Here is a 25,119-nt window from a genome sequence, read left to right as displayed (position 1 = left end):
GCGGCCCCGGGCGGTTAGTCCTCATCGTCCGTCTCGTCCGCCCCGCGGACCGGCCAGGCGGCGTGGGCCCGGCCGGTCTCCTCGTCGTGGCGGCCCTCCTCTTTGGAGCACAGACATGCGAGTTGCGGTTACTGGCGGTTCCGGATTCATCGGCGCACACGTCGTCGACCGACTGCTCGACGCGGGCCACGAGGTTCGCGCGCTCGACCTCGACGTGAGCAACGCCGACCCGCGCGCCGATGGCCAGGCGGTCGACGTCCTCGACCTGGACGCGGTGGTCGCCGCCCTCGACGGATGCGACGCGGTGTTCCACATCGCCGGCATGTCGAACGTCGACATCGCCTTTGCCGACCCCGTGGGCACCGTGCGGCTCAACGTCGAGGGCACCGGCAACGTCTGCGAGGCGGCCCGCCGGTGCGGCCTGCGCCGAGTGCTGTTCGCCAGCACGGTCTGGGTCTACGGCGCGGTTCCCGAGACGCCCGGCGACGCTCCGGACGGCCGCGCCGGAGCCGACACCGGCGCCGACCGCGGCCAGGGCCGCGGACTGACGGAGGATGCGTTCATCGAGCTGGACCGGGCCGGGCACGTCTACACGTCGACCAAGCTCGCGGCGGAGCTGCTGCTGCACAGCTACCGGGAGACCTACGGTCTACCGTTCACGATCCTGCGTTATGGCATTCCTTATGGGCCAGGGATGCGCGACGAGTTGGTTCTTGCCCGGTTCGTGGCCCGCGCGCTGGCCGGCGAGCCGCTGACAGTCGCGGGCGACGGGCAGCAGTTCCGCCGTTACGTGTACGTCCGCGACCTCGCTGACGCGCATGTCCGCGCGTTGACGACGCCAGCGGCCGAGAACGCGACGATCGCGCTGGAGGGCGCCGAGCGGGTAAGCGTGCTCGACATGGCCGAGGCTGTCCGAGCTCACTTCCCCGACATCAAGATTGAACACGTTCCCGCGAGGCCCGGCGACTATCGGGGCAGGGAGGTGTCGGCCGAACTGGCCGCGCGACTGCTCGACTGGCGGCCGACCACCGTGTTCCGGGACGGCGTCCGCCAGTACATCGAGTGGTACCGAGGCAACCGGGAGGACGGCGTCGCGCCGGCGTCCGCGGCCCGGCCTCCGGCCAGTCGGCCGCGGCCCTCGGCGACCGTCCCGGCCGCGGCGAGTGGCAAGCCCGCGGCCGAGCAGGGCGGTAAGGAGGCCGCGCCGTCCGCCCGGTCGACCGGCGTCCCCGCGGCGTCGGGGGAGCGGTGATGGCCACCGAGCCGGGCCGGCGGCCCGGTCTGGCTCGCGCCCCCGGCGACCCGGCCCAGATCCCGACCGTTCCGTTTCGTCCCCAGGACGTGCCCACGGCGCCCGATCCCCAGGTCCGTGCCGCGCGCGCCGCCGGCACCGGCACCGGCACCGGCACTGGGCCCTGGGCTGGGGCTGGCGGGCTCCCGGTCCCGACGACTCGGCCTCGGCCGAGCGGCGGCGCGCTGCTTCTCACCGGTTCGCTCGGGATGGGCCACCATGTCATGGCGCAGGCGTGCGCCGTGTCGTTGGAGGCCCGGCAGATGCGGGTGCGCACGTTGGACAGCCTGCGGATGCTCGGTGGCCCGGGTGGCCGGATCGGTGAGGCCGTGTTCCGTGGGATGGTCGGTGTTCCTGGCCTGTACGACGCGTTCCACTTCAACCAGCTGCGTACCGGCGGACGGATCGCCACCGGTATCGATGCCGTCTCCAGCCGTTTCCTGGTGCCGCGGATGCGGGACGAGCTGACCACAGAGCCAGTAAGCCTCGTGATCTCCATTTTCGCCACCGGCGCCGCGGCAACGAGCCGGATCAAGCCCGACTTCCCCGGCCTCGTCACCGTCGTGTTCTGTACCGACGTCTGCCCGCACCGGTTGTGGGTGCACCAGAACACCGATCTCTACCTGGTGACCTCAAAGACAGCGGTGCGCTACGTGCGCCGGTTCCACCCGTCCGCCGAGGTCGCCGTCGTGCCGGCTCCGGTGCGCGCGCCGTTCTACGAGGCACCAACCCAGCGTGATGCCCGGCTGGCCTTCGGTATTCCGCTGGAAAGCCGATGCGTGCTGTTGATGTCCGGATCCTGGGGGCTCGGCCCACTGGTCGAAGCGGCGGAGGCGCTGGCAGCCACCGGCGTCTGGGTGTTCGCCGTGGCCGGCCATAACGCGAAGCTGGCGCGCAAGCTCGCGGCGCTCGCCGAGCGTGAGCACCGGGTCATCCCGTTTGGCTTCACCGACCGCATCCCCGCGCTCATGGCCGCCGCCGACCTGGTGGTGACCTCGTCCGGCGACACCTGCAGCGAGGCCCGCGTGATCGGCCGCGATCTGCTGCTGCTCGACGTGGTGCCGGGCCACGGCCGCGACAACCTGCAGGGTGAGCTGGAGAAGGGCGGCGCCGAGATCGCCGGGCGCGACCCTCGCGCGCTCGCCCGCTCGGCGCTGGCGGCGCTCGACCGGGTGAAGCCACCGATACGACGGATCGCGCGCGGCCCGGAGGACTGGGAACGTGCCTTCGGTATAGCCCTGGCCCAGGTCGGCCTCACGCCTGGCCGGTGAGGACGGGCACTGGCACGGCGGCGGTACCTGGCCGTGGCCGTGGCGCGGTTGGGAGCGGCCGGTGAGTACCGCCATCGCCTACGGGCTGCCCGCGGCGGTCGGCTCGGCGGCGCTGTACGGGGTCGCGCCGCTCATGCAGGCGGTGGCGGCACGCCGCGAACAGGCTGGCAGCGGGCTGGGCCTGGGCCTGCTGGCCCGGCTCGTGCGCCGGCCGCTGTGGCTGCTCGGTCTCACCGTCGAGATGGCGGCCTTCGTGCTCGAGGTGTACGCGCTGTCCGTTGCCCCGGTCGCCATGATCGGCCCGGTGATGGCGCTCGACATGATCGTGTTCACACTGCTCGCCGGCTGTGCGCTGCGCGAGCACCTCAGCCGCGTCGGTGTGGTGGCGATCTGTGTGATGGTCGCCGGCGTCGGCCTGCTCGCCTACGCGTTCGAGCAGCACGGCCAGGTCGGCTCGCTGGCCAGCAACCGGGTGCTGCTGCTGTTCCTGTCGTTCGGGCTGGTGTTCTCGCTGCTCGCCGCCCTCGGCGCGAACAGGGCGGCGGCCAGGCAGCGGGTCGCCACCGCCGCGCTCGGGTTCGGCGTCGCCGCCGGGACCGCATACGCGATCGCCACGCTCGCCACCCGGCAGTTCGGGCTCGCGCTCGACGAGCGCCGCGCCGGCGGCTTCCTGGGCGCCTACCTGTTCGAGCTGCTCCGGACCCCGGCGCCTTACCTGCTCATCATCTTCTCGGTGCTCGCGGTGAGCCTCGAGCAGCGTGGCCTGCAGGGCCAGGCGGCCGTGGTCGCCTTCCCGGTGACCAGCGGGGTGTCCGCCTTCCTGCCGGTGGTGCTGGGCCTGACCATGTTCGACGAGCCAGCACCCGCCGAGGGGCACTTCATCGCGTTCGTTCTCGCGCTGGTGCTCATCGCCGCCGGCATCGCGGGTCTCGCGCGCGACCGCGCCGCCGCCGTGGAGGCGAGTGAGGCCGGTTCCGCCAGCCCCGCGGGGGCCCACCAGGGGCTGGCGACGGAACTGGCCGAGGCACGGACGCCTGGCGGCCCGGTTCCGGGCTCCACGTCATGTGGCTGGTCGCGCCCGCCCCCACCCGGCACCGCGTCCGTGAGGCGGACCGCGCCGACGTCCCCGCAGCGCTCCGCGCCGACGCCTCCCGAGCACGGGCAAGGCCCACCGGAGTAGCCAGCGGACCAGGGGCCTGACGGTGCGCCGGCCAGACGCTCGCCGGCCGGCCGCCGGGCCGTGCGGACATTCCCACACGTATGCCGTAGCAGTGGGATGCCGGTTGCGCAGGTGGCAAGTCGGCGGGCGAAGCGTGACCGCTCGTGCGCTGACTGTTATTAGTAGGACAGGCCGGCCGCCCGGGTTCACCCCCCGATCGCCCGGGCGCCCGGCCGTCCACCTCTTTCAGGTCCGAACTTCCCCCATGCTCGGGCCCGCGCCCGGCGCCGTTCCGTGAGCGGGCCGGGCGGGACTCGGGCAGCGGAGCAGGAACCGCCGGCAAGAACCCAGGCCTCGCGTCCGGCAGGGGCCCGGGAACCCCGGATCCTCGCCACCTCCGACGGCCGGCGCGGCCCGGCTCGGTCAGCTGTGGAAGCGCTCGATGGCCTTGCGGACGCGAGAGTTGGCCTGCGCGAAGGTGATCTTTCCATCAACGTAGGCCGACAGCGCGGCCCGTCGGACACGCTCGGCCCGTGGGTCCTCGAGCGGCGTGTTGAGCAGGTTTGTCGTGGCGGTGGCCACGGCGATCACCTCCCGGTACCGGGGACAAATTAAGGAAGCGGAGGAGCTGAGATGCGGTGAGAACGCCGCCGCGACGCTGCGGGCGGAGCGGCTGTGTTGCCGCCGAGGGGTTGTGCTGTACCTGGTGCCGGCCCGCGGGCGCCGCTATGAGGGGGGCGCGGCCAGCGGACCGATGATCGGTGCGGCACACCGCGCCTGGCCGGGCGCCGCGAATGCGCGGGAGCGGGCGGGCGCCTGCCGGTTGGCCGACGCGGCCGGGGCTCGGTGGGCCGAGGGGGCCGGCGGCGTGAGTACGCCGCGGCCGCATGCCGGAGCCGGCCACGGCGCGGTCGCCGCGCGGGTCCAGCTCTTCGCGATCACGGCTGTGCTCCTGTCGTGACTGCCGGCGGTACGCCCGTACCTGCGTCGGTCGGGCGGGCCGCTTGGACGAGATGCCGAACCGGTGTCGCGGGCCGTGTCGTCGCCGCGTTATCACGCTGCTCGACACAACCCAGACGAACGTCATATCAACGCAGCCCGACCGAACCTCTACAAGAGTGCGCGACGGTCGGCGCGCACGCAAGAGCCAAAACGGCCGTGTTGGGACGTTCGGCGCCGCGACTTCGTTCCCGCCTCTACGACGCCGTTCCGACAACGGGTCTTCCCTGGCCAGGAGGCCGTCGTCGCCCGGCCAGGTGCGAGGCGCTCACGGGCCGGTGCCCGCGGTTCAGGCAACAGGGCGAGCCTAAGACGCTCCCGCGCCACGGCGTGTGGTGCGCATCCGGTGTGTGCAGCTGCCGGTGCATCCGACGAATGTGTCTGGTTGGTCCGTCGGCGCGCGGCAGCCGTCCGGTTCCTGAACCTGTCCGGATGCGTGCTGGACCTGGCGACAACCGGGTCCGATGAGCGGCGATGGTCTTCGAACCGCCCGGTCGAGGCCCAGGTGACCTAGGCCTTCGTGGGAGGGGGCGGCCATGCCGAGCCCGCCCAGCGGCAGAGGCGGGGGGGGGGGGGGGGGGGGGGGCGCGCGGCCGCCCCCCCCCCCCCCGCGCCCCCCCGCGGGGGTGGGGGGGGCCTGGCCGCGCCCGCCCCGGGGCCGTGGGGGGGGGGGGGGGGCCCGGCAGCCGGACCCGCCCAGCCGCGCCGATCGGCTACCTCCGGGGCGTGTGCGCATCCGTTAGCCAAGACGGGTACGGCGATGTCCCTCCCCTGCCTGCCCTCGCCTCGTCTCCCGGCCGAGGCAGGGCGGCGTCGCCTCAGCGGGCTGACAGGCGCAGGTTGAACTCGCCGTCGCGCGCGCCCGAGAGGAAGGCATCCCACTCGGCGGCGGAGAACGCCAGCACCGGGCCGGCCGGGTTCTTCGAGTCCCGCACCGCCACGCCGTGGCCGAGCGGCGCCACCTCGACGCACATTCCGCCGGCGCCGTTGCTGTAGCTGCTGGTGCGCCAGCGGAGCTGGGCCACGTCGACGTCGGTGAGCGACGGCTTCGCGTATTTGTTCACTTCATATCCTCCGCTATGGACGAAATCATCTGCATCGACTCCTCCGGACTCAGCGCAGAGGCCATCAGGTAGTCGAGCTTCAGTCTATAGCGCCGAATTTCCGAAGGCCGCTCGAGGTAGAGGCTTCCGGCTGCCTCTTCGATATAGACCACATCGTGGTCGCTGGAGTTCGGAAATCCCAAGATAGAGAATGTGCTACCTAGTCCGGCATGTGCGCCGACTGAGAACGGAAGCGCCTGGATCGTGACATTGGGAAGTTCTGACTGTTTGCGCAGCCATTGCAGCTGGCCGCGCATGACCGCCGGGCCGCCGATGGTGCGGCGCAGCACGGCCTCGTCGAGGATGACCCACAGCCGCGGCGGGTTGTCGGCGGTCAGCCGGCGCTGTCGGTTCAGGCGCAGCGCGACCATGCGGTCGACCTCGTCGTCCGGGCTTTCCGGCGCCTCGGCCCGGATGACGTGTCTGGCATAGTCGGCGGTCTGCAGGAGGCCGTGCACCAGCTGCGACTCGTAGACGCTGATCGAGGCGGCGTCGCCCTCCAGGCCGATGTAGATCTCGAACCAGGCCGGCACCACGTCGTGGTAGTCGTGCCACCAGCCGTGACGGCGGGACTCCCTGGCGAGCGCCAGCAGCGCCTCGCGGTGCTTGTCGTCGTGTATCCCATACAGGGTCAGCAGATCCTGCACGTCGCGGGTGCGGACGGGGACCCGCCCGTTCTCCAGCCGGCTGACCTTCGAGACGGAGCAGCGCAGCAGGTCGCAGACCTCCTCGACGGAGACACCGGCCGCCTCGCGCAGCCGCCGCAGCTCAGCGCCCAGGCGCCTGCGCCGTACCGTCGGGCCGCCGCTTGTCGCCATCGTCGTCTTCCCTCCGGTCAGTGCCGTCCCGTCGGCGCCCTCGACCTCGACCTCGACCTCGATCTCGGCCTCGGCCTCGGCTTCAGGCTCGGGCTCGGCAGAGGCCGGAGCCGCCGGTGGCGTGGCTGGCCCGGTGGCCGGCCTCGTCGACGCGGCCGTTCCCGACGTCTCCGGCGCCCTTGTCTCCGGCGCCGAGGCTCGCGGCGGCGTCGACGTCTCCGACATGACGGGCGACGCGCCGGTCGCGCGTGGCCGGCCCAGTTTCGCCGGCCGTATCGGCTTTGACGGCATCGTGGCTGCCTGTACCCCTTCCGCTGCCGCCGGCTCGCCGGTCGCGCCAGGTCCACTCGTGGTCTCTGGCTCTCCGGTGGCGGTCGCGGCACTGGGCCAGCTGGGCGTCGTCGGCCGGGGCGCTGACCCGGTCTGGCCGGGGCTCGCCGTGGGCGCCTGCCGCGCCGACGCAGGTCCCGGGTTCGTCCGTACTGGATCGATCAGTCCTGACCCATCGCTGCATCTAGCCACCGGTCCGCCACCGTCCTCGCGCGCTACCGAGCATCCCGTAGCAAAACCCTTACAGAAGCTCTTGCATATGCGTGTGGCGGGCGCCATGCTTCCGGTCTGTCCTCACTTTGAGTGGCAAGAAAGCGCCTCAGCGTGAGAAGTTGGCGACGGATGGATGCGTGGGGGGAGCGTGGCGGTGAGCGCAACCGCGAGCCGGCTAGCCGGCCAGGTCAGCGGCCTCGCGCGCCACGCGGAGAAACACCGCCCCCCCGTCCGCCCAGGAGATCCCCCGCGACCCCGAGGTCCGCGTCGCCATGCGCGGCGCGTAGCGGCCACATCGACGGCGCTGACTGACGGCGACGCGCACGCCCGGCGTGCGCCGCGGTCGTGCTACCCACGGGTGGCCAGCCACTCCTTCTCGCTCGCGCGGCCAGACGTCTGCCCCTCCCTGCCCAGCGCAGGGTTTCCCCTTCCCAGTACCGCTCTTGCCCGGACACGACCGAGCCCGGTCGTCCGGGCCGCGGCGGCCGATGTCTCTTGGAGGACCGATGACCTCGCGCCTTCGTGTCAGGACCTGCGGCGCCCTCACTCCTCGGATCCGGCGCGGGCCGGTGGAGCGGCCCGTTCCCGTGACCAGCGACCAGGTGCCGCTGACGGAGGCGGCCGTCGGCGAGGGCTCGCCCGACCGCTTCGGAGTGATCGTCTTCGAGGGTGGGCCGTGGCAGGCGCGTCGTGTCGTTCTCGCGTTCGACACCGCGCTGCAGGCGGCCGCGTTCGCGGCCGAGCACCGGTTGTCGGACTACCTGGTCGCGCCGCTGTCATTCCTCACCCCGACCGGCGTGCCGCGAGCCTGACGTCGCCCGGCCCCCACCGCCGGGGATTCCCGGGCGGCGTGAAGCCGGCCCGCGCACGTGGCGCACGTGGCTTGCGTGACGCACGTGGCATGCGCGGTCGGCGGCACGCCGCCGGGAGATTCACTACCCGCCAGCTCGGCCCCTTCCCGGCGTCGAAGCCGCGGCCTGGTCGTCGACCAGGCGGGTCGATGGGGGAGGACGCCCTCGAAGCGCGGCCGCCGGCCGCGTCCGTTTCCGGTGTTGGTTTCCTCGTCCGAGTGCTGACCGCAACGTGGCGGTCGGCGGGTTGCCCGTATTCGGAGTCCTGGGTTCCTCGCGTTCTTCGGGGTTCGCCTGCTCCGGCGACGGCGGCCGCACCCGGGTGACGCGTGACCGGCACCGCTCTCCAGAAAGGCGTGACAACGATGACCCGCCCCTACCTGGTGTTCGATGGAGACGGCGAGCTGGTCGGCAGCTTTCCGGACTGGGAAGCCGCGCACATCTGGGCTCACCGGCGCTCGACCGAGCCGCTGACCTCTCAGCCGGTGCAGATCGAGGACCGCGCCGGCCGGCGCACCTGGACGGTCGAGGGCGGCAGCTGCCGGCTCACCGTCTGGCGCCGCCGGGTCGAGTACGGCTACTGCATTGAGGAGCGCCACCCCCGGGTCGTCCCCCTGCGCACCCACGCCTGGGCGTCCTGACCGGTTCTCCGCCCGGGGACCTGCCTGGCGCGAGAGCTGCCCGGTCCGGGTCCGGGACGTGCCCGGACAGCCGGCGGACATGGAGTTGGTCACGGCCGTTCGCCCTCCCCGCGGTTCGTACTCGCTCGCCGCGGCGGTAGTCACCGCTAGCCTCGGGCGGCGTTCACCCGGTCCGTTCACCCGGTCCGTTCACCCGGTCCGGTCGCCCGGCGCGATGAGGCCGGTCTCGTAGGCCGCGATGACGAGCTGGGCCCTGTCCCGGGCCGCGAGCTTCACCAGCAGGTGGCTGATGTGGGTCTTCACCGTGGACACGCCCACGTCGAGCGCCTGGGCGATCTCCGCGTTCGAGTACCCGTTCGCGACGTGGGTGAGCACTGCGCGCTCCCGTTCGGTGAGCGTCGACAGAAGCCCGGCGGCGTCGGGCCCGCGCCCTGTCGCCGGGTGGGGCCGGCGGGCAAACTCGGCGATGAGCCGCCGGGTGATCCCGGGCGCGAGGAGCGAGTCTCCGGCCGCGACCGTCCTGATCGCGGTCACCAGGAGCTCGGGTTGGGTGTCCTTCAAGATGAACCCGGCGGCGCCCGCCCGTAGCGCCCCGAAAACGTACTCATCGTCGTCAAACGTCGTCACGACGAGGATCCGTGGCTTTGCCACGTCCTGAGCACCGCCGGTATCCCGTGACTCGGGCCTGGCCGTGGCCGTGGACGCGGCGTCCAACGCCGGAACCTGGGCTGTCGTCGTATCGGCGGCGATCACTCGGGTCGCCTCGAGCCCGTCCATGACCGGCATCCGGATGTCCATCAGCACCACGTCCAGCCGCAGCCGGCGGCACTCGCGGACCGCCGCGATGCCCTCTCGGACGGCCCGTCGGCCAGCAGGAGCCGGGCCACGCCGGCTCGAATCGTGATCATGCTCAGCGTGTGCGAGACGATGTCGTGCACGTCGCGGGACAGCCTGAGCCGTTCCTCGGCCCTGATGCGCTGTTCCTGTTCCACTCGCTGCCGTAGGAGCGCGAGTTCGAGGCCCTGGCGGTACTCGCGGCGGGTGCGTAGCGCGTCTCCGACCAGCCAGCCGACCGCGACGAGCGCGAGCTGCACCGCGTCCTGGTCCTGCTCCGGATGCAGTGGTAGTGCCAGGAGCCCGGCGGCGCTGGTCGCGACGGCGGCCGGGGTCGCCATGGGGGGCGTGATCTACCTGCGGCGATCGCCGGTCCGGGACCTCGAACAGCCCGGCACCGCCGCGTGGTGGCCGCATCTCGCGCTGTTCCTCGTGGCCATCGGACTGCTGGCGATGGCCCGGATCCGGTTACGACATCGTCAGCACCATCGGTACCGTCGTCAGTTCCATGTGGCCGGCGGGGCGCCGTCGGATGGTCAGGACCAGCCCGTCGAGCTGCTCCTGTTGGCTCCACTTGGCAGGCCGGCCGGCCGGCGGATCTGGCGGACGCTGCGGGCCGCGCGGCGCTCGCCCGGTGGCCTCGCGCGGCTGGTCGCGGCGGCTGTCCTGGCGACACCGCTGGCCTACAGCCTGTTCCGCGCCGGTATCCAGGTCCTCGGGGACCTCGACCCGAACTTCACCACCAACGCCTCAGGAGAAAGGCATCGACGTCGCGCTGGCCGTGGATTTCGTGCGGTTGGCATGCACCGACGCCTACGACGTAGGGATCCTCTTCAGCCGAGACAGCGACTTGATCCCCGCTTTGGAGGCCGTTCGCGACCTTGAAGGCGGCAAGACGCATGTTGAAGTGGCAACCTGGAAGGGCTCCAGCCGACTGCGCTTTCCGGACTCGCAGTTGCCGTGGTGTCACTATCTGAGTGCGGAGGACTACGAGGCCTGTCGCGACGACACCGACTACACGGCCCCATGATTTTTGCCGGCTGGTCCGCGTGAAGGCCCACGAGTCCTCGTGAGACAGCGAGGTGAGTGACGCGGACGATTTTACGGGTGTGGGTCTCGGGCCGTCGATGGCCATTGATGTGGCTACCGCGAGCCCATGTGATCGGAGGTTTGCTGATGATCCGCCAGGGCCTCGCGTAGGCGCCGGCGGGCGCGATGTAGGCGTTGTCGGACGGCGGATGGAGTGAGCTGCAGGGCCCCGGCGATCTCGTCGGTCGTCAGGCCGTCCCAGGCAGAGAGGGTGAGAACCGCCCGGTCGGTCTCGCTGAGCTGGCCCACCGCCGCGCGAATCTCGATGCTGATCGGCGTTCTCCCGCCCGTCGGCGGTCCGGTGGGGACGGCCGACGGACGGGCGCGTCGAGCCCGGCCGGATCAAGGGCGGTCGCGGTGGAAGCGGACCGTGTCGCCCTCGGTGTGGTGGTGACGGAAGCCGGACTTGGCCAGGACGCGGATCGAGGCGGGGTTTGGTCGTTCGACGTTGGCAAGCACGGTCCGCACGGCGGGAAGTGCGAAGGCGAATTCTGTCAGGGCGATGACCGCCTCGGTGGCGTAACCACGGCCTTGGCGGGACGGCACGATGCCGTAGCCGATCTCGACCCGACCGTCGGTCGGCGGCCAGAAGAGCCCGATTCCGCCGATGATCAAACCACTGTCCCGTTCGACGACCTGACGGTGACCGAAGGGACCCATCCAGGCGGGGTACCGCCCGAGCCCGTCGGCAATGACCTGGTCGCCCTCATCCGGGAAGTCGTCGGCCCAGTGCGCTGGCCGGCGCACCGGGAGGCCGTCACCGTTGCTCGCAGCGGTGACGGCGAGCACGGCCGTCCTTTCCTCGGCGCTCCAGAGACGCAGAACCAGGCGTTCGGTGATGAGGTCCGTAGTCGTCGTCATGCGTCGGATCGCCCCAGTGCTCGGCGGACCGCGATCTCAACCGCGGAATAGGCCCCGTCGGGGCGGTCAAGATTGAGGAGCCCTGTCGGAGGCAGCGGCGGTTGGGCGAGGAAACGCGGGATCGTGCCACAGTGGGGCTGGGCCGCGTGGATGAGGAACGGGTGGCACAGGTAGACGTCGCCGGCCTCGCCGGTGGCCAGGGCCAGCGGCCGGTCCGATGGGTCGAGCTTCCCGGCGGCGCCCATCTCTTCGCACAGCTCAAAGATGCCGCGGCCGGCGTCCCCGGCTGGCTCCAGGAACGGCGGCACGTCGAGGTGCGAACCGGCCTTGATCCGGGTGGGTGCGTCGTCAGGACCGACATCGGAAAACAGGAACAGCATCAACAACGCCCGATCGCGTGACCGCAGATTCAGCCAGAACGAGGACTCGCCGTCGGGCAGGTAGCTGCCATCGATGTGCCAGCCCGCATCGCCGGGGTCGTCCGGGTGGGGGAATCGGATCGGGAAGGTGCCTAGCCCGTCGCGGGGCAGCCACCGTCCGGGGCCGACGAGCTGGTCCCATGCGCCGCGCAGCCGGGCTGTGGTGACGGCCTGCCGGAACGGTTCCGCCGCGGAACCCGGGATACGCACGACAGGCCGGGTCCAGGTCGCCGGGTCGGTGGGATCGAGACCGGTCATCCGCCAGAGGATCTCACGGCCCTCATCCGCCACCGGCCGCGGGAACGCCCCGGCCATGCCGCGGAAACGAACGAGGTCCGGCGCCTTTCCCGGCGTCACCGCCGCCCTTCGGCGCTCTACCGCGAGACCCACTCCTCATAGCGGCCGACGGTGACGAAACCCAGAGACTCGTAGAGGCTCTGGGCCATCTGCGTGGACTGCAAGGTCGCGGTCCGTGCACCGTTCCGTTCGGCGGTGGCGAGCACGTGCCGCAGCAATGCCGTCGCCAGGCCGCGCCGTCGCCAGGCCGGCACCGTGCCGACGGCGTAGATACCGCAGTCGTCGCCGTGCCGGAAGGTCCAGGCGCTGGCGATGGCGAAGCCCTCTCGCACCAGTACCCAGGCCGCCAGGCCCGGGATGGCCTCCGGCTCGCCTAGATCGGCCACCGGGACCGGCTCGTCACCGGCCCGCGTGGCGGCGGCGATCGAGGCCCGCATGACTCCGTCGTGCCGGGCCGGCCCCGGCCGCAGATCCGTCCGCATGACGAGCGTCGTCGTGTCGCGGGTGAATCCATCGAGCGCGCGCAGGTCGTCGGACGCGTTCAGGTCCGTCGCCCGGCTGGGTATCCACAACGCCCAGGTGCCGACGCCCGCCTCCACGTAGACGTCACGGAGCGTGGAAATGACAGCAGGCTCCGGGGCGTGGGGGCTGGCGGTCGAGACGATCGCGTTGTTCAGTGGCGCCCATGCGGGGAACACCGCGGCGGCCGCTTCGGGCGACCGGATCAGCCGGGCCCCGGAGGACGCCAGCGCCAGGGCCGCCCAGCTCGCGAGCAGGGTCTCCTGCCCCGGTAGCCCCGTGCTTACGCTCGACACCTGCCTGACCTCCCTTGGCCCCACGTGTGGCGGGTCCGTCCCGAGACGTCGAGGCGTCATCGGCCGCTGGTATCGACTATGCCCGGGCCGGGACCGTCCGGCCGATTCGCCGGGACCGTTCCGCGGACCGTAACGATTGCCGGCGACCGGATATGGCCTGGCCGTCGCAGGATGGTGTCATGAGCGGGAACGAACCCGAGATCCGGCGATACGAAGGCGATCGGGATGCGCTGCGCCCGCTGTTCGGCGAGGCCGACGACTCCGAGCAGGAGATCGACGTGTACCTGCCTCTTGGAGAGGTGCTCGTCGCGACGGACGACGACCGGCTGGTCGGCCACCTGCAACTGATCGACCTTCCTGGCAACGATCTAGAGCTCAAGAGCATGGCCGTCGTCGAGGAATGGCGCGGCACCGGGGTGGGGCGGGCACTCGTCACGGAGGCGGTGCGACACGGCCGGAAACGGGAGCGGTCCCGGATGCTGGTCGCGACGGCCACGGCCGACATCGGCAACCTGCGTTTCTACCAGCGTCTCGGCTTTCGCATGCTGCGCATCGAGCGGAACGCCTTCGGGCCGAGCACCGGCTATCCGGACGGCATCGTCATCGACGGTATTCCACTGCTCGACCGCGTCTGGCTCGACCGCGATCTGTGACCGGCGCGGACTCAGCTCGTCCCGGGTATCGCGGGCAGCGGCACGGCCACACCTGAGCGCGCCGACCGGCTCTGCACGCGGTAGCGCCCGGGAGGGACGGCACGGTCGCGCGAGAAGGCACGGGAGAACGCGTACTCGGAGGTGTACCCGACGGCGTGGGCGATGACGTCGATCGGGTCGTCGGTGTCGCGCAGTCGGCGAGCGGCCAGGTCCATGCGCCAACGGGTGAGGTAGGCGGCTGGGGTTTCGCCTACCTGGGCCGGAAAGCGCCGCGCGAGGGTGGCTCGGGAGACGGCGACGTGGTCGGCGAGCGAGTCCAGCGTCCAGGGCCGGCCGGGATCGGCGTGCAGGGCGCCCAGCGCCGCGCTGACCGTGGGATCGTTCAGCGCGCGCAGCCAGGAGGCCGACGGCGCGACAGGCTCGGCCCGCAGCCAGGCCCGCAGTACCTGGATGAGCAGGACATCGACGAGCCGGTCGAGCAGCGTGGTGCTGGCTGGCCCGGGCTCGGCGAGTTCCCTGGACAACAGCCGGATGGTGTCGGCGAGCGGGCCGGCCCCGGGCGTCCCGGCGGGCACGTGGACCACCTCGGGCAGCACGGTGAACAGCGGCGTGGTGACGGCGGGATCGTGCCGGTAGGAGGCGCACAGGATCCTGGTCCGCGCCGGTCGGGGCCCGACATCGAGCCGGCCGCCGGTGGCGAGCGCCGCCTTCGAGACGGCGTGGTCGAACGGTTCCAGCGGGCCGTCCGGATCTCCGGCCAGTCCGTGTTCGGACCCGGTGGGCAGGAGGACGACGTCACCGGGCATGAGCCGCACCGGGGGCTGGCCGGGCAGGCGTAGCCAGGCGGTGCCGGCGGTGACGGCGTGGAAGGCCGCCGCTGAGATCCGGAACAGCCGTAGCCCCCACGGATCGCCGGCGTGGACCGTCGCCGCGACGGTTCCCCGTACTCCCGCGACGCTCAGTACGTCGGCGAGCAGGTCCATTGCCGCAGCCTACCGATAGGCGTCCGGCATACCGATACATGAGACGAACGGACAAGAATTTGAGACTTGACGGCATCGATTGTCTACCTTGTGCGTCATACGGTTGATCCGTTCAACACGTCAACCGGAAGGTGACCCATGAACGTCAAAGGCAGCATCGCTCTGGTGACCGGCGCGAACCGGGGCCTTGGCGCCCGCCTGGTCGGCCGGCTCCTCGACGCCGGCGCCAGCAAGGTCTATGTCACGGCGCGGGATCCCCAGGGCGTCGCCCCGACCGTGAGCGCGCACCCGCGGGTGAGCGTCCTAGGCCTGGACGTCACCGACCAGGCGAGCGTGGACGCCGCGGCCAAGATCGCGACCGATGTCACCTTGCTGGTCAACAATGCCGGGGTGCTCGGGTTCGGCAGCGCCCTTGAGGGTGATCTGGACCTGTTCCAGCGTGACATGCTGACCAACCAGATCGGCCTGCTGCGGGTGAGCCGGGCCTTCGTCCCAATCCTGACGGCGAACGCGCCGGGCGCGATCGTCAACGTGCTGACCTTGATAGCGCTGGCGCCGGTGGCGGGAATGGCGGGGTACTGCGCGTCGAAGGCCGCGGCGCATTCGATCACTCAGTCCTTGCGGGTGGAACTGCGCGACAAGGGCATCGAGGTCGTTGGGGCCTACCCCGGTGGCATCGACACCGACATGCTTGCCGGGGTCGACGCCGACAAGGCCGCCCCGGAGGTCGTCGCCGGACGGATCGTCGCCGGTGTCGCCGCCGGACAGACGGTCATCTGGCCTGACGACGCCTCCGCCGGCGCGGGCTCGGTCTACCTCAGTGACCCGGTGGGCCTGGAGCGGATGCTCGCGGGCTGACCGACGCCGGCCGATGACGCCGGCGGGGTGCGCGTCGGCATCGATGCTCGGCCTCGCGCCGGCAATTCGCTGACAGCAGGACCGACGCGCTCGGCGGGATCTTCCGGAAGATCCCGCCGAGCGCGTCGGTCGCCCGCCGACCGCCAGTCGCCGTCGAGCCCGTTGCCCGGTGCTGCCGTGGCTTACCGCGAGGCCGGCGCCCAGGGGCCGACGCCGCCGATGCGCTGGACGGAGTAGCGCACGATGTAGCCAGGTCCCTTCGGCGCCGGGAACTCGGCGTCGGGGGATACATAGACCTTCGCCAGGCGGTTGAGCAGATTCCAGGCGTCGTCGCTCGGCTGAACGGTGGCCCGCACATGCAACACGGCATACTGGTTCATGAGGACGCCGGGTGCCCGTGGCGCGTCGAAGGACAGCACGGCCCGCGGATCCCGCTCGATGTTGCGCAGCTTCGTGTACCACGACAGATGACCGCTAACCAGATCGTCACCGTCCAGCCCGATCCAGATGACGGTCACCTGCGGGCTTCCGTCCGCGTTGATGGTGCTGAGGTGAGCCATGGGGCCGGATTTGATCAGGTTTCTCAATTCAGGTGGCACGCTAACCACTGCTGGATCCTCTCTGCCGTGCCGCTGTCGGTTGAACCACTGACGGCCGGTCAGCTGACGACGAGAACCAGCTTGCCGGTCGTTCGGCCGGTGTCGCCCAGTTCGTGGGCCTTCGCGGCCTGCTCCCACGGGAAGTTGGCCTCGATGATCGGCCGAAGCTGACCGGCCCGCGCCAGGTCGGCCACCGCGAGCATCCCGCCTTGGCCGGCCTCGACCAACATCAGCCGGTGCTGGACGCCGAGTCTTGCGGCCTCCTCCGGCATGGGTAGTGTGCTCGGCTTCCAGTTGGTCGGATTCAGGCCCGTGGCATGGACCAGTACCAGAACCTCGGACGGTCCGGGGGCAGGGCGCTCGATGTCCACCATTCGATGAGCTTGCCGTTCTCGAGTACCGCGCCGGCGCGGACCAGCGCGACGGGGTGGGGTGCGTTGACGGCCCGCCACCGGGTCTGTGCTGATTCGATGAGCTTGAACGCCATCGCGACACCGGCGGCGCGGGAGCCGGGGCCCTTGGTGACTCGCTGACGAAGCCTGACGGTGGCGAGGAAGTTCCACGACAACGCCGTGAGGTCCCTCCCGGAGGAGCGCGCGGCCGAGCTCGCGGCGCGAACGCTCGCCTTTCCTGACGCTCAGAGCGTCGAGGATCTCACCGCGCTGCTGACCTCGGCGGGGGAGCGCTGAGGTCGAGACAGTTACCGCTCCCGGACTGCGTAGGTCAGGTGGGTCACCCGCTGCGTCGGCTCCGCGCGGACCGGCTCCAGGGCCACGCGGCCCGCGTCCACGCCCTCGAACAGGCGGATTCCGGAGCCGAACAGCACGGGTGAGAGCGCGATCGAGAACTCGTCGATCAGGCCGGCGTTCACGTACTCCAGGATCGTTGCGCCGCCTCCCGCGATGCGGACGTCCCGGTCGCCGGCGGCCTCGCGGGCCTGGTCGAGCGCGGTCTCGATGCCGTCGTTGACGAAGTGGAAGGTGGTCCCGCCCGGCCGCTCCCAGGGGTCACGCTTCTCGTGCGTCACGACGAGGACCGGCGTGTGGAACGGCGCCTCCTCCGGCCACGCCTGCTCGCCGGCGTCGAACATGCGCTTGCCCATCACGCTCGCGCCGGTGCGCTCGAACGTCTCCCGCACGATATCGTTGTCGCGCCCTTCCTCGCCGCCCTCGCCGAGATTCAGGTTCTCCCGGAAGAACCGCTGCGGGAATACCCACTGCTGCAGTTCCATCCACTGCTGCCCCATCAAGTCCTCGAGGGACTCGGGCGCGATGAACCCGTCCAGCGACATCGACACGCTGAAGAACACCTTCCCGGCCATCAGCCCTCCACTCCCTTCCGAACGATCTCGGTGACGTAGGCAGCCAGGTTGCTCAGGGTCTGCTGGCCACCCTCGATCGCGTGGTACTTTTCGACCGCCTCGTCGCGCAGCTCCTTGGTGGGGAACACCGTGCGCATCTCGATCCGGGTCGCCGCGCCGTCGGGCGCGAACATGAGGACCGACTCGAAGGCGTTCGGGTCGCCGCGGGACTCACCGTGCAGCAGCGCGATCCGCTCCGGCGGGGCGATCTCGGTCCAGGAGATCCACTCCTGGTAGTCCGTCCCGTCCGGTCCGTGCATCACGAAGTCCCACTCCCCGCCGACGCGGAACTCGAACGCCCGCGTGGTGGTGGTGAACCCCTCCGGTCCCCACCACCGCGACAGGTGCCGCACCTCGGTGAACGCCTCGAACACCAGCTCCCGTGGGGCGTCGATGACCCGGGAGATCACGATCTCGCGGTCGGCCGTCGCGGACTGCGCCGGCGCTCCTCGTCCCGTCGCGCTCATCAGCTACTCCTCCTGCCTTGCCTGCTTGAGGTCCTGCACGTACTCGTCCAGTCGGTCGAAGCTCTCGTTCCAGAACCGCTCGAACCCGCCGGTCCACTCGTGAATCGGTCGCAGCCCGCGGGCGTCAAGGCCGTACAGGCGTTGCTTGCCTGCCTTGCGGTCCCGCACCAGCCCGACCTCCCGGAGCACCCGCAGGTGTTTGGACGCCCCCGGCTGGGTCATCCCCAGCTCCTGGGCCAACTCCGTCACCGGCCGCTCACCCGCCCGCAGCAGCACCAGGATCTCCCGGCGCTGCGGCTCGGCGATCGCGTTGAAGACGTCCGACGTCGTCGCTGCACGTGCCATGGCGCCATCATATTCCGATATCGGCATACGTCAAGCCGCCCCTCCTCCTACGTGCGATGTGACGACCGTCCGGCGGACGTGGTCGGCCGGCTACGGTGTTCTCGTGGGGCTTCACCTGAGTCAGGTCGCCGCGGCGGACGAGCTGCTGACGAACGACCCGTTGGCCCTGCTTATCGGCATGGTGCTGGACCAGCCTGTGCCGGAAAGATCGAATGGTGGCGCCGAGCTGCTTCCCTACCAGCGATCACGATGGAGCACCTGACTGCGAGGAACCCGCGGCGCGGGCTGGAAATCCGTGCCCAGGGTGAAAGCGAGCGGGATGAACGCAGCCAACATCACCTCTTCGTACGGGACTCCCAGGACCTGCGCCATCTCCCGTTCCAACGGCCCCTGCGCGGTGGTCCAGACCGTCCCCAGCCCTCGGGCCCGCGCGGCGAGCATGAAGCTCCACACCGCCGGAAGGATGGATCCCCACGTCATCGACTGAGCCAGGACGGAGGCACCGTCCGTGCGGCCCTCGACGCACGGCACCACGATGGCGGGCACGCGGTGAATATTGTCGTACAGGTGTTGGAAGCCGCTCACCGGGAGGAATGGCATCTCGGCGAGGTCGAAACAGCGGCACCCGTGGGTCCGTTCCGCGCCGACAGCCCGACGGCGGCGCTCACAGTGACGGCGCGATCGACAGCCGAGGCACGCCGCGCGGCTCCGCAAGTCGTCAGCACCGCGGCGGCGCTCAGCAGCCATCTCGAAGCCGTGGCAGGGACGGCCGTCTGAGGCGTGAGCGCCCTCGCGGACACCTCGGCGGGTTCGACTACAGGGCGATCCGCCCCGGGGCGGCGCCGCCGCGACCTGCCTAGGCGCATTCAGGATCTGGGACGATCCTGGTATTCGCGGAGGGCAGGTACCCGTCCTCGTCCGCGAAGTGCGTCGTGGTGTAGCCGCGCAGACCGTGGCCGACGCACTTGGTCGCCAGGTTGCCGAAATTGTCAGGGAAGTTGTAGACCTCGGCCGGTGTGTCTTCGCCGTGCCGGTTCAACACGGGCGCGTCGCCCATTCCCTTCGAGTCGTCGTCGCCGCAGCCGGCGAGGAGCAGCGCAAGTGCCACGCAGGTGACGATTCCGCGCGCATCTGGGCTGGTGGACGATCCGCTTGCACTATGGCTGGGTGAGGTCAATCTTCACAGGGAACGGAGCCACAGCTTCGACGACACCCGTGTAGACATCGCCAACTCGGTAGGTTCCTGCGGCCGGGTCGAGCACGTACGTGTAGACGAGAGGGACACCGGCCGCGGACTGCTCGATCCGCCAGTAGAACTGGATGCCTGCCCGGGCGTACTGCTCCGGCTTGAAGACACGGTCCGTGGTTTCAGAGCCCGGTGAGACCACCTCGGCGACGAGGAGGATGTTCTCCGGACGCATCGGTGTGACGCCTACCGCGCTTGCCCCGTATACGACGATGTCGGGCCGACGGACCGTCAGCGGCACATCCTGGAGCCGGACGTCGAAGTCAAGATCGGCGAACCACCCCGGGGCCCCCGCCAGCTCCATCGCGTTGGCGACCTTCCTCGCCAGCCGGTTATGTAGCAGGGAGGCGCTGGGGACCATGACGACCATCCCGTCCACGATCTCGATGTCCCTGCACTGTTCTTCGGACAGCGAGTTGTACAGGTCCGCCGTGATCTGCTGGTGCATCCAGGCGGGAGCGACCATCTCCGCGGTCACGGCGCACCTCCCTGAGTCGGCGGCAGACCTGATGCCTCACGGCAAGCGTAGCGTGCTGGTCGTGTCTGCCGGCACTGTCCGATGATCGGGCACGCGGGTGGGGCGAGCCCACGAGCGGCGCGGTGGCGCGTGTCGCGCAATGGCGCGGTCCCTGGCTGGGTGGGGCCGGGGTTGCGCCGAGGGTGTCGCAAGCTTGACCAGCCGGTCGAAATCCATGGCGCAGCAGCGTTTCCGGCAGGGTCGCGGGTGCGGAGGCGCCGGTAGAGCGTGCCGAGACCGACCCCCGCCCGGCGGGCGACGTCCCCGGGGGACGCCTTAACTCCCTGCTCCGCTTTCGCTTCACCGAGGACCTCAGCTGGCCTGCCCGGTCGGCATGATGGTGACCTGCTGCAGGTTGACCCGAGGCGGGAGCGCCGCGAGGAAGAGGACGGTCCGCGCGACGTCGCCGGGCAGGAGCCATTCGGTGGACTCCCGCGAACCGGCCAGCCAGTCGAGGGCGCCCTGGTCGGTGACGTGGCACTTGAGCCAGATCGCCGAGGCGGACGAGCTGCTGACGAACGTTCCGCTGGCGCTGTTGATCAGGATGGTGCTGGACCAGCACATCGCGGAAAGGCAGAGCGGTGGCGCCGCCTTTCCGCGGCTGGCGCAGTCTCCGACGTGGTTACCAGGCCACCGGGCCGTTGGCGTCAATGAATGTGCCTGACTCCGCGTCGGCGGGCAGCGTCGCGGCCGTGACCACGATCTGCGCCGCTTCGTCGGCGGTCAACGGCGCCTGCTGTCTGCTGATCGGTGTCAGATCCGTCTGAACGAAGCCGGGACACACTGACGTGACCTTGATCGGGGTGTCCTTCAGGCTCTTCGCCAACTCGACGGCGATGCTGTTCAGCGCGGCCTTCGAGCTTCGGTATGCCGGCAGGAGCATCGAGTAGTACGGCGAAAGAGGGTTGTTCTGATCGGTGAGCGAGCCCATGGTCGACGAGACGTTGACGATCCGACCGGCGGCGCTCTTGTGTAGCAGCGGCAGAAAAGTCTCCGTCACGGTGACCGGCCCAAACGTATTTGTCTCGAACGTTTGGCGAAAGATGTTCGTGTCGGCGAACTCGTGCTCCACGATGTCCGTCGCCTCGGGCAGGATGCCCGCGTTGTTTACCAGCACGTCGAGTCGACAGTAACGTTCGCGGATGATCTCGGCGGCGGCTCGCACACTCGCTGGGCTGGTGACATCGAGTTCGACCCAGTCCGCGGTGAGCCCCTCCTCTTCCAGCATATCGACGGCCTTGCGTGCGGCGGCTTCACCGCGTGCGCCGATAATAATGATGGCACCGGAGCGAGCCAGGGCCTTGGCCGCCGAAAATCCCAGGCCGCGGTTTCCGCCGGTGATGAGAGCAATTTTCGACATTCTTTTCCGAGCTCCTGTCTATATGGTTCCCCTGAAGTATGGCCGCTGTGACAGTGGAATTCTGGCGAGATTCCGACGTCACGTTCGCGGCGCATCTGGTCGCCGAGGCGCTGGGGTTACCGATCGCCCGCGCCGGTATGATCAAGAAACGTCGTTCGAGGCTGCACGGCGCCCGGACGTGTGGAGGCTGAGACACTCGCCAGCCCCCGCCGGTGGTGCTGTCTCGTCGGACGGACCAAGCGCCGCTACCTTGGTGGTTGTGCGGCAGGGAGTCGCGGGGGATCAAGACGGTCATCCCGTCCACGCAATGATCTGTGCGGGTGAGCATTTCGTCCTGAGCCTCGTCTACGAAGTCGAGCGCGCGGCCGGGACTGTGTGGCCAGGGCCAGCGTGCGTCGATCCCCGCAACCCCTGTCGACAGGCCGATCATCGGGCCTGTCGCCTGTCGCCCATGCCGCTGGCGTCCAGTTCGGCCTCCGCGGCTTGTCAACTTGACGCGATCACATGACAAGCCTTGCCAAGGGACGCGAGGCTCTGAGCAGCCGACAGGTTCCAGGCGCGGCCGATCCTCTTCGCCACCGGTGTGAGGTCTACGGTGGTGGAGTGGGACTGCACCTGAGCCAGATCGCCGAGGCGGACGAGCTGCTGACGAACGATCCGCTGGCGCTGTTGATCGGGATGGTGCTGGACCATTAGATGTCGGAAACAAGGAACGACTCACGCCGGCGCTCCTTGCGTCAACGGTCGTTCGGTGTTCCCGTCGGGGAGCGCCTGGGCACGGTCGCGAGCGTTTGATGGCCGACTATGACGTATTCGTGGCGGACTGCCCCGCCCGCTCAGCGCTGGACGTCATAGCCGACACCTGGTCGGTCGTGGTCGTGTATGCCCTCGGCGAGGGCCCGCGGCGCTACAGCGATCTTCGTGAGCGGATCGGTGGGATCAGCAAGAAGATGCTGACTCAGACTCTCCGCAAGCTGGAGCGGCGAGGTGTGGTCGAGCGACGGAGCCTGGCCACGGCGCCCAAGGGCGTCGAGTATCGGCTGACTAACCTCGGCCGGAGCCTCCTGGAGCCGGTCTCTGTGCTCGCGCGGTGGGCCGAGGAGCATGCCGAGGAGCTCGCGGGCGATCCACCCGACTGACGGCTGGGGCACCGGATGGTTCCCCACGGCTGCCTAGCGTCGCCCGCATGCGAATCGGAATACTCGGCGCCGGTGTGATGGCCGACGCGCTCGGCACTCGGTGGGCGGCAGCCGGCCACGAGCTCATGGTCGCGGGACGGACGGCGGAGAAGGCGCATGCGCTGGCACAGAAATGGGGTGGCCATGCCGGCGACTTCCGGGAAGCGGCCGCGTTCGGCGACGTCGTGCTGATCGCGGTTCTGTACCAGGGCATGTCGGCCACGTTGGCGGAGATCGGCGACGCCTTGCGCGGCAAACCGGTCATCGACTGCAACAATCCAGTTGAAGTGGATCGCTTTACCCTGGTCACCGCCCCTGGGCGGGCCATGGCGCGGGACATACAGGATGCGACCGGCGGGCAGGTGGTGAAGGCGTTCAACCTCTGCCACGCGCGGGTGTGGGAGATGGCCCCGCCGCTGTTCGACGGCCGTCGCCTGGCCGTGCCGTATTGCACCGACCATCCAGACGCGGCTGCCGTCGCGCGCCAGCTCATCGGTGACGTCGGAGGTGAGCCCGTGCCGGTTGGCGATCTTCGCCATGCTCACAATCTCGAGGCGATGGCCGCGATCGTGATTTCGCTGTTGTTCGGCGGACGTGACCCGAGCACAGTGTTCAACCTGGTCGACGCCCACCCGCCCACATAGGCACGGTGGCTGGAGTGGCATGGTCCCGGAACATGGGCACACCGTCGGTCTCACATCCGGAGAAGCCGTTCCGGCAAGACCGGCCGGGGAGGGGCGATCCGCGTCCAGTCGGTAGCGGATCATCACGTCAGCGGGGTGTCGGGCGCGGTCACGGCGCATCGCCGGCGAGGATGCCGGCGAGTTTGGTGACGGCGTCGGCCCAGCCGGACTCGACCTTCGCGGCGACATGGGGCAGCGCGGCGGCCAGAACGTCGAGGCGCTCCCGGACCAAGGTGAGCGTGGTCCCGCCGGATGGGGCCTCGCGCAGCGCGATGGTCATCTGGGAGTCGTAGATCGGCTCGTTCTCGCGGTCGGGTCCGGCGAAGCCCTAGGCGTCGACCGGCGGGGTGCGGGAGGTGCTCTCGCGCCAGCTCTTTCCGATACCTCGCAGCAGCGGTGGGTAGACGATCAGCAGGCGAAACGGTGCGATCGCCGCCATGTAGACCCGCCCGAACAGGCCGTTCGGCTTCACCAGCACAGTCATTTGGCCTCGGTAGCCACCTGGCTGTCGGTCGGCGGGGTCGTTCGGGACCCAGCTGATGTGCATCACCGTGTGGACAGTGCGGTTGGCCATCTCCGCGGCCCACTCGTTGTCCGTCAGGTAGACCGACCGGAACGGAAGAGTGTCGAACGCCGGCCCGGCCGGGGCGTCACGCAGGTCGGCTGGCAGGCGGTCACGCAGTGTCGGCACCCGGGTGCCGACGCCCGAAGCGGGATCGTCCCAGCCGAGCCGGGCCCCAAGGCGCCAGCGGATGGTGAAGAGGAGCCGGGCGAGGCGTGACGGGTTGTTCGCGGTGTCGCCGCCGGCGAATCGCCGCACCAGTTTCGGGAAGTCCTCCGCGGCGCCCGGTGTGGGCAGCGCCCAGACATCCTCGACGTGGAAGTCAGGCGCCACTTCGTGAATTCGCCAGGGCCGTGACGTGTGTTCGGTGTTCGGGAGCTTCATTTTCATCCTCACCCTGCAGGGCTTTCGAAGCGGGAATTCCGAGCACGCCCGCGACGGCACGGGCTGCGAGAAGCTCGTCGTACTGCGCCTGGCCGGCGACCGCGATCACGGTTCCCTCGAGCGCGCCGATGACGGCCTGAGCCAGAACTTCTGGCCGCGGACCGGCAGGAATCGATCCGGTGCTGCGCGCGGCCTCGATCAGGTCGGCGCAGCGGCCTACGAGCAGCTGGTACTTTTCCTCCACCTCGCGCCCGACGGGATGGTCCTTGCCGGAGAACTCCATCCGGAGCGCAATGGCCATGCGGGCGACGTCTCGCCGGCAGAAGACGGCGTGGCCGCGCGCGAGAGCGAGAAGCGCCGCGACGGGCCCGGCCTCGCCGGCGACGGAGGGGCCGACCTCACGTACCCAGGTGGCGTGGGCCCACTCGATCACGGCCATCGCCAGGTCCTGTTTGTCCTTGAAGTGGTGGTAGAGCGCACCTCTTGTGTAGCCGGCGTCCGCCGCCACCCGCTCGAGGGCGAGGTTGCCGTAGCCGTGTCGGGACAGGTTGCGCGCGGCGGACTCGAGCAGCGCGGCGCGAGACCGCGCACTGCGCTCGGCTTGCGTCATGATCTCACTACAACATACATACATGTCTGTACGCAACTGCTGACCGACTACGTGCCAGGACGACCGACCCAAGGCCGGGTTCCCTACCACGCTCTGCCGAGCCACGCGATGACCTCTCGCGAGGCAGGCTGGGCGCACACCAGGTACACGGCGATCTGACCACATCACGTGGCCGCCGCGATGTGGTCGGCTACGGTGATGTCGTGGGCCTGCGCCTGAGCCAGATCGACGAAGCGGACGAGCTTCTGACGAATGATCCGCTGGCGCTGCTGATCGGGATGGTGCTGGACCAGCGGGTTTCGGAAGAACGAGTCGGATGGGAC

General features: G+C 70.1%; 35 protein-coding genes and 1 pseudogene. 12 read left to right on the top strand and 24 right to left on the bottom strand.

Features of this window, described 5'->3' with window-relative positions:
• The first annotated feature begins 115 nt into the window (after positions 1-115).
• The 3 genes from QOZ89_RS09210 to QOZ89_RS09200 all read left to right on the top strand — a co-directional run bounded on the left by QOZ89_RS09210 (position 116) and on the right by QOZ89_RS09200 (position 3,742).
• Positions 116-1,252 carry an NAD-dependent epimerase/dehydratase family protein gene (locus QOZ89_RS09210; RefSeq protein WP_071053026.1) on the top strand — a complete coding sequence of 379 codons (1,137 nt, stop codon included), beginning with the start codon at positions 116-118 and terminating at the stop codon, positions 1,250-1,252.
• On the top strand, positions 1,252-2,562 hold the full coding sequence (locus QOZ89_RS09205; protein WP_312623535.1) for a glycosyltransferase family protein: 1,311 nt from the start codon (positions 1,252-1,254) through the stop codon (positions 2,560-2,562). Before QOZ89_RS09210 ends, QOZ89_RS09205 begins: the two co-directional genes overlap by 1 nt.
• A 61-nt stretch (positions 2,563-2,623) precedes the next feature.
• Complete coding sequence (locus tag QOZ89_RS09200; protein WP_241842289.1) at positions 2,624-3,742, top strand: hypothetical protein; 1,119 nt, start codon at positions 2,624-2,626, stop codon at positions 3,740-3,742.
• A 402-nt stretch (positions 3,743-4,144) separates the two neighbouring features.
• On the opposite strand, the gene QOZ89_RS09195 is transcribed toward QOZ89_RS09200, so the two are convergent.
• Positions 4,145-4,303 carry a hypothetical protein gene (locus tag QOZ89_RS09195; protein ID WP_198543549.1) on the bottom strand — a complete coding sequence of 53 codons (159 nt, stop codon included), beginning with the start codon at positions 4,301-4,303 and terminating at the stop codon, positions 4,145-4,147.
• Here QOZ89_RS09195 and QOZ89_RS09190 point away from each other — a divergent pair.
• A complete protein-coding gene (locus QOZ89_RS09190; protein WP_131804174.1) occupies positions 4,290-4,682 on the top strand; it encodes a hypothetical protein in 393 nt (130 codons plus the stop codon). The genes QOZ89_RS09195 and QOZ89_RS09190 overlap by 14 nt on opposite strands.
• Positions 4,683-5,538: 856 nt before the next feature.
• Here QOZ89_RS09190 and QOZ89_RS09185 read toward each other — a convergent pair.
• Both QOZ89_RS09185 and QOZ89_RS09180 read right to left on the bottom strand, forming a co-directional pair.
• Entirely contained in the window at positions 5,539-5,784 is a 246-nt protein-coding gene (locus QOZ89_RS09185) for a DUF397 domain-containing protein (RefSeq protein WP_071053023.1), read from the bottom strand.
• Complete coding sequence (locus tag QOZ89_RS09180; RefSeq protein ID WP_071053052.1) at positions 5,781-6,641, bottom strand: helix-turn-helix domain-containing protein; 861 nt, start codon at positions 6,639-6,641, stop codon at positions 5,781-5,783. The genes QOZ89_RS09185 and QOZ89_RS09180 overlap by 4 nt, the downstream gene beginning before the upstream one ends.
• A gap of 1,049 nt (positions 6,642-7,690) precedes the next feature.
• On the opposite strand from QOZ89_RS09180, the gene QOZ89_RS09175 reads away from it, so the two are divergent.
• Both QOZ89_RS09175 and QOZ89_RS09170 read left to right on the top strand, forming a co-directional pair.
• On the top strand, positions 7,691-7,996 hold the full coding sequence (locus QOZ89_RS09175; protein WP_083419760.1) for a hypothetical protein: 306 nt from the start codon (positions 7,691-7,693) through the stop codon (positions 7,994-7,996).
• A gap of 404 nt (positions 7,997-8,400) precedes the next feature.
• The gene (locus QOZ89_RS09170; protein ID WP_071053022.1) at positions 8,401-8,676 is read left to right on the top strand and encodes a hypothetical protein; all 276 of its coding nucleotides are present in this window, start codon (positions 8,401-8,403) and stop codon (positions 8,674-8,676) included.
• Positions 8,677-8,865: 189 nt separating this feature from the next.
• Here QOZ89_RS09170 and QOZ89_RS09165 read toward each other — a convergent pair whose 3' ends face one another.
• Both QOZ89_RS09165 and QOZ89_RS09160 read right to left on the bottom strand, forming a co-directional pair.
• On the bottom strand, positions 8,866-9,474 hold the full coding sequence (locus tag QOZ89_RS09165) for a LuxR C-terminal-related transcriptional regulator (RefSeq protein ID WP_241842288.1): 609 nt from the start codon (positions 9,472-9,474) through the stop codon (positions 8,866-8,868).
• On the bottom strand, positions 9,474-9,851 hold the full coding sequence (locus QOZ89_RS09160) for a histidine kinase (protein ID WP_241842287.1): 378 nt from the start codon (positions 9,849-9,851) through the stop codon (positions 9,474-9,476). The genes QOZ89_RS09165 and QOZ89_RS09160 overlap by 1 nt, the downstream gene beginning before the upstream one ends.
• Positions 9,852-10,018: 167 nt before the next feature.
• On the opposite strand from QOZ89_RS09160, the gene QOZ89_RS47215 reads away from it, so the two are divergent.
• Positions 10,019-10,540, top strand: a complete 522-nt coding sequence (locus QOZ89_RS47215; RefSeq protein ID WP_349308076.1) for an NYN domain-containing protein — start codon at positions 10,019-10,021, stop codon at positions 10,538-10,540.
• A gap of 113 nt (positions 10,541-10,653) precedes the next feature.
• On the opposite strand, the gene QOZ89_RS09150 is transcribed toward QOZ89_RS47215, so the two are convergent.
• The 4 genes from QOZ89_RS09150 to QOZ89_RS09135 form a co-directional block, all read right to left on the bottom strand.
• Entirely contained in the window at positions 10,654-10,860 is a 207-nt protein-coding gene (locus QOZ89_RS09150) for a sigma factor-like helix-turn-helix DNA-binding protein (RefSeq protein ID WP_312623546.1), read from the bottom strand.
• Between the two features lie 81 nt (positions 10,861-10,941).
• On the bottom strand, positions 10,942-11,460 hold the full coding sequence (locus QOZ89_RS09145) for a GNAT family N-acetyltransferase (protein ID WP_071053020.1): 519 nt from the start codon (positions 11,458-11,460) through the stop codon (positions 10,942-10,944).
• Positions 11,457-12,236 (bottom strand): phytanoyl-CoA dioxygenase family protein, encoded by a 780-nt coding sequence (locus QOZ89_RS09140; protein WP_241842285.1) that lies wholly within the window; start codon positions 12,234-12,236, stop codon positions 11,457-11,459. Before QOZ89_RS09140 ends, QOZ89_RS09145 begins: the two co-directional genes overlap by 4 nt.
• Positions 12,237-12,253: 17 nt before the next feature.
• Entirely contained in the window at positions 12,254-12,991 is a 738-nt protein-coding gene (locus QOZ89_RS09135; protein ID WP_241842284.1) for a GNAT family N-acetyltransferase, read from the bottom strand.
• Positions 12,992-13,170: 179 nt separating this feature from the next.
• On the opposite strand from QOZ89_RS09135, the gene QOZ89_RS09130 reads away from it, so the two are divergent.
• Positions 13,171-13,644 carry a GNAT family N-acetyltransferase gene (locus QOZ89_RS09130; RefSeq protein WP_071053048.1) on the top strand — a complete coding sequence of 158 codons (474 nt, stop codon included), beginning with the start codon at positions 13,171-13,173 and terminating at the stop codon, positions 13,642-13,644.
• 11 nt (positions 13,645-13,655) lie between these two features.
• Here the strand turns inward: QOZ89_RS09130 and QOZ89_RS09125 are convergent, their stop codons facing one another.
• On the bottom strand, positions 13,656-14,627 hold the full coding sequence (locus QOZ89_RS09125) for an AraC family transcriptional regulator (protein ID WP_312623533.1): 972 nt from the start codon (positions 14,625-14,627) through the stop codon (positions 13,656-13,658).
• A gap of 138 nt (positions 14,628-14,765) precedes the next feature.
• Here QOZ89_RS09125 and QOZ89_RS09120 point away from each other — a divergent pair, with 138 nt between their 5' ends.
• The gene (locus QOZ89_RS09120) at positions 14,766-15,485 is read left to right on the top strand and encodes an SDR family NAD(P)-dependent oxidoreductase (protein ID WP_071053017.1); all 720 of its coding nucleotides are present in this window, start codon (positions 14,766-14,768) and stop codon (positions 15,483-15,485) included.
• A 182-nt stretch (positions 15,486-15,667) separates the two neighbouring features.
• Here QOZ89_RS09120 and QOZ89_RS09115 read toward each other — a convergent pair whose 3' ends face one another.
• The 6 genes and pseudogenes from QOZ89_RS09115 to QOZ89_RS09090 all read right to left on the bottom strand — a co-directional run bounded on the left by QOZ89_RS09115 (position 15,668) and on the right by QOZ89_RS09090 (position 18,256).
• Positions 15,668-16,084, bottom strand: coding sequence for a PPOX class F420-dependent oxidoreductase (locus tag QOZ89_RS09115; protein WP_491723648.1), 417 nt, complete (start codon positions 16,082-16,084; stop codon positions 15,668-15,670).
• A 59-nt stretch (positions 16,085-16,143) separates the two neighbouring features.
• Complete coding sequence (locus QOZ89_RS09110) at positions 16,144-16,356, bottom strand: zinc-binding dehydrogenase (protein ID WP_241842283.1); 213 nt, start codon at positions 16,354-16,356, stop codon at positions 16,144-16,146.
• 32 nt (positions 16,357-16,388) lie between these two features.
• A pseudogene (locus QOZ89_RS09105) lies at positions 16,389-16,634 on the bottom strand (hypothetical protein); the annotation flags it as partial.
• A 150-nt stretch (positions 16,635-16,784) separates the two neighbouring features.
• Positions 16,785-17,405, bottom strand: coding sequence for a dihydrofolate reductase family protein (locus QOZ89_RS09100; protein ID WP_071053013.1), 621 nt, complete (start codon positions 17,403-17,405; stop codon positions 16,785-16,787).
• The gene (locus QOZ89_RS09095; RefSeq protein WP_071053012.1) at positions 17,405-17,911 is read right to left on the bottom strand and encodes an SRPBCC family protein; all 507 of its coding nucleotides are present in this window, start codon (positions 17,909-17,911) and stop codon (positions 17,405-17,407) included. Before QOZ89_RS09095 ends, QOZ89_RS09100 begins: the two co-directional genes overlap by 1 nt.
• A gap of 3 nt (positions 17,912-17,914) precedes the next feature.
• Positions 17,915-18,256, bottom strand: a complete 342-nt coding sequence (locus tag QOZ89_RS09090) for an ArsR/SmtB family transcription factor (protein WP_071053047.1) — start codon at positions 18,254-18,256, stop codon at positions 17,915-17,917.
• Positions 18,257-18,359: 103 nt separating this feature from the next.
• On the opposite strand from QOZ89_RS09090, the gene QOZ89_RS09085 reads away from it, so the two are divergent.
• Positions 18,360-18,518, top strand: a complete 159-nt coding sequence (locus tag QOZ89_RS09085; protein WP_198543548.1) for a hypothetical protein — start codon at positions 18,360-18,362, stop codon at positions 18,516-18,518.
• Here QOZ89_RS09085 and QOZ89_RS09080 read toward each other — a convergent pair.
• From QOZ89_RS09080 to QOZ89_RS09060, 5 genes are all read right to left on the bottom strand, one after another.
• Positions 18,491-18,841: a nitroreductase family protein gene (locus QOZ89_RS09080; RefSeq protein WP_312623531.1), complete on the bottom strand. Its 351-nt coding sequence runs from the start codon at positions 18,839-18,841 to the stop codon at positions 18,491-18,493. The two genes, QOZ89_RS09085 and QOZ89_RS09080, sit on opposite strands and share 28 nt — an antisense overlap.
• A gap of 271 nt (positions 18,842-19,112) precedes the next feature.
• On the bottom strand, positions 19,113-19,364 hold the full coding sequence (locus QOZ89_RS09075) for a hypothetical protein (protein WP_241842281.1): 252 nt from the start codon (positions 19,362-19,364) through the stop codon (positions 19,113-19,115).
• 49 nt (positions 19,365-19,413) lie between these two features.
• Positions 19,414-19,968, bottom strand: coding sequence for a Uma2 family endonuclease (locus QOZ89_RS09070; RefSeq protein WP_083419770.1), 555 nt, complete (start codon positions 19,966-19,968; stop codon positions 19,414-19,416).
• Positions 19,969-20,331: 363 nt separating this feature from the next.
• On the bottom strand, positions 20,332-20,583 hold the full coding sequence (locus tag QOZ89_RS09065) for a hypothetical protein (protein ID WP_071053009.1): 252 nt from the start codon (positions 20,581-20,583) through the stop codon (positions 20,332-20,334).
• A gap of 58 nt (positions 20,584-20,641) precedes the next feature.
• Positions 20,642-21,379 (bottom strand): SDR family oxidoreductase, encoded by a 738-nt coding sequence (locus QOZ89_RS09060; protein WP_071053008.1) that lies wholly within the window; start codon positions 21,377-21,379, stop codon positions 20,642-20,644.
• 794 nt (positions 21,380-22,173) lie between these two features.
• Here QOZ89_RS09060 and QOZ89_RS09055 point away from each other — a divergent pair.
• Together QOZ89_RS09055 and QOZ89_RS09050 are read left to right on the top strand one after the other, a co-directional pair.
• Positions 22,174-22,518: a winged helix-turn-helix transcriptional regulator gene (locus QOZ89_RS09055; protein WP_071053007.1), complete on the top strand. Its 345-nt coding sequence runs from the start codon at positions 22,174-22,176 to the stop codon at positions 22,516-22,518.
• Positions 22,470-23,201 carry an NADPH-dependent F420 reductase gene (locus QOZ89_RS09050; RefSeq protein WP_312623530.1) on the top strand — a complete coding sequence of 244 codons (732 nt, stop codon included), beginning with the start codon at positions 22,470-22,472 and terminating at the stop codon, positions 23,199-23,201. Before QOZ89_RS09055 ends, QOZ89_RS09050 begins: the two co-directional genes overlap by 49 nt.
• Positions 23,202-23,349: 148 nt before the next feature.
• Here QOZ89_RS09050 and QOZ89_RS09045 read toward each other — a convergent pair whose 3' ends face one another.
• From QOZ89_RS09045 to QOZ89_RS09035, 3 genes are read right to left on the bottom strand one after another with little or no spacing between them, the layout of a single operon-like run.
• Positions 23,350-23,520 carry a hypothetical protein gene (locus tag QOZ89_RS09045; protein WP_157910606.1) on the bottom strand — a complete coding sequence of 57 codons (171 nt, stop codon included), beginning with the start codon at positions 23,518-23,520 and terminating at the stop codon, positions 23,350-23,352.
• Positions 23,521-23,568: 48 nt separating this feature from the next.
• Positions 23,569-24,135 (bottom strand): DUF2867 domain-containing protein, encoded by a 567-nt coding sequence (locus QOZ89_RS09040; RefSeq protein WP_241842279.1) that lies wholly within the window; start codon positions 24,133-24,135, stop codon positions 23,569-23,571.
• The gene (locus QOZ89_RS09035) at positions 24,125-24,901 is read right to left on the bottom strand and encodes a TetR/AcrR family transcriptional regulator (RefSeq protein WP_312623529.1); all 777 of its coding nucleotides are present in this window, start codon (positions 24,899-24,901) and stop codon (positions 24,125-24,127) included. Before QOZ89_RS09035 ends, QOZ89_RS09040 begins: the two co-directional genes overlap by 11 nt.
• Positions 24,902-25,119: the final 218 nt, after the last annotated feature.

This window comes from Pseudofrankia coriaricola (assembly GCF_032027725.1).
Lineage (GTDB): Bacteria > Actinomycetota > Actinomycetes > Frankiales > Frankiaceae > Pseudofrankia.
This window is presented reverse-complemented; position numbering and strand designations above follow the sequence as displayed.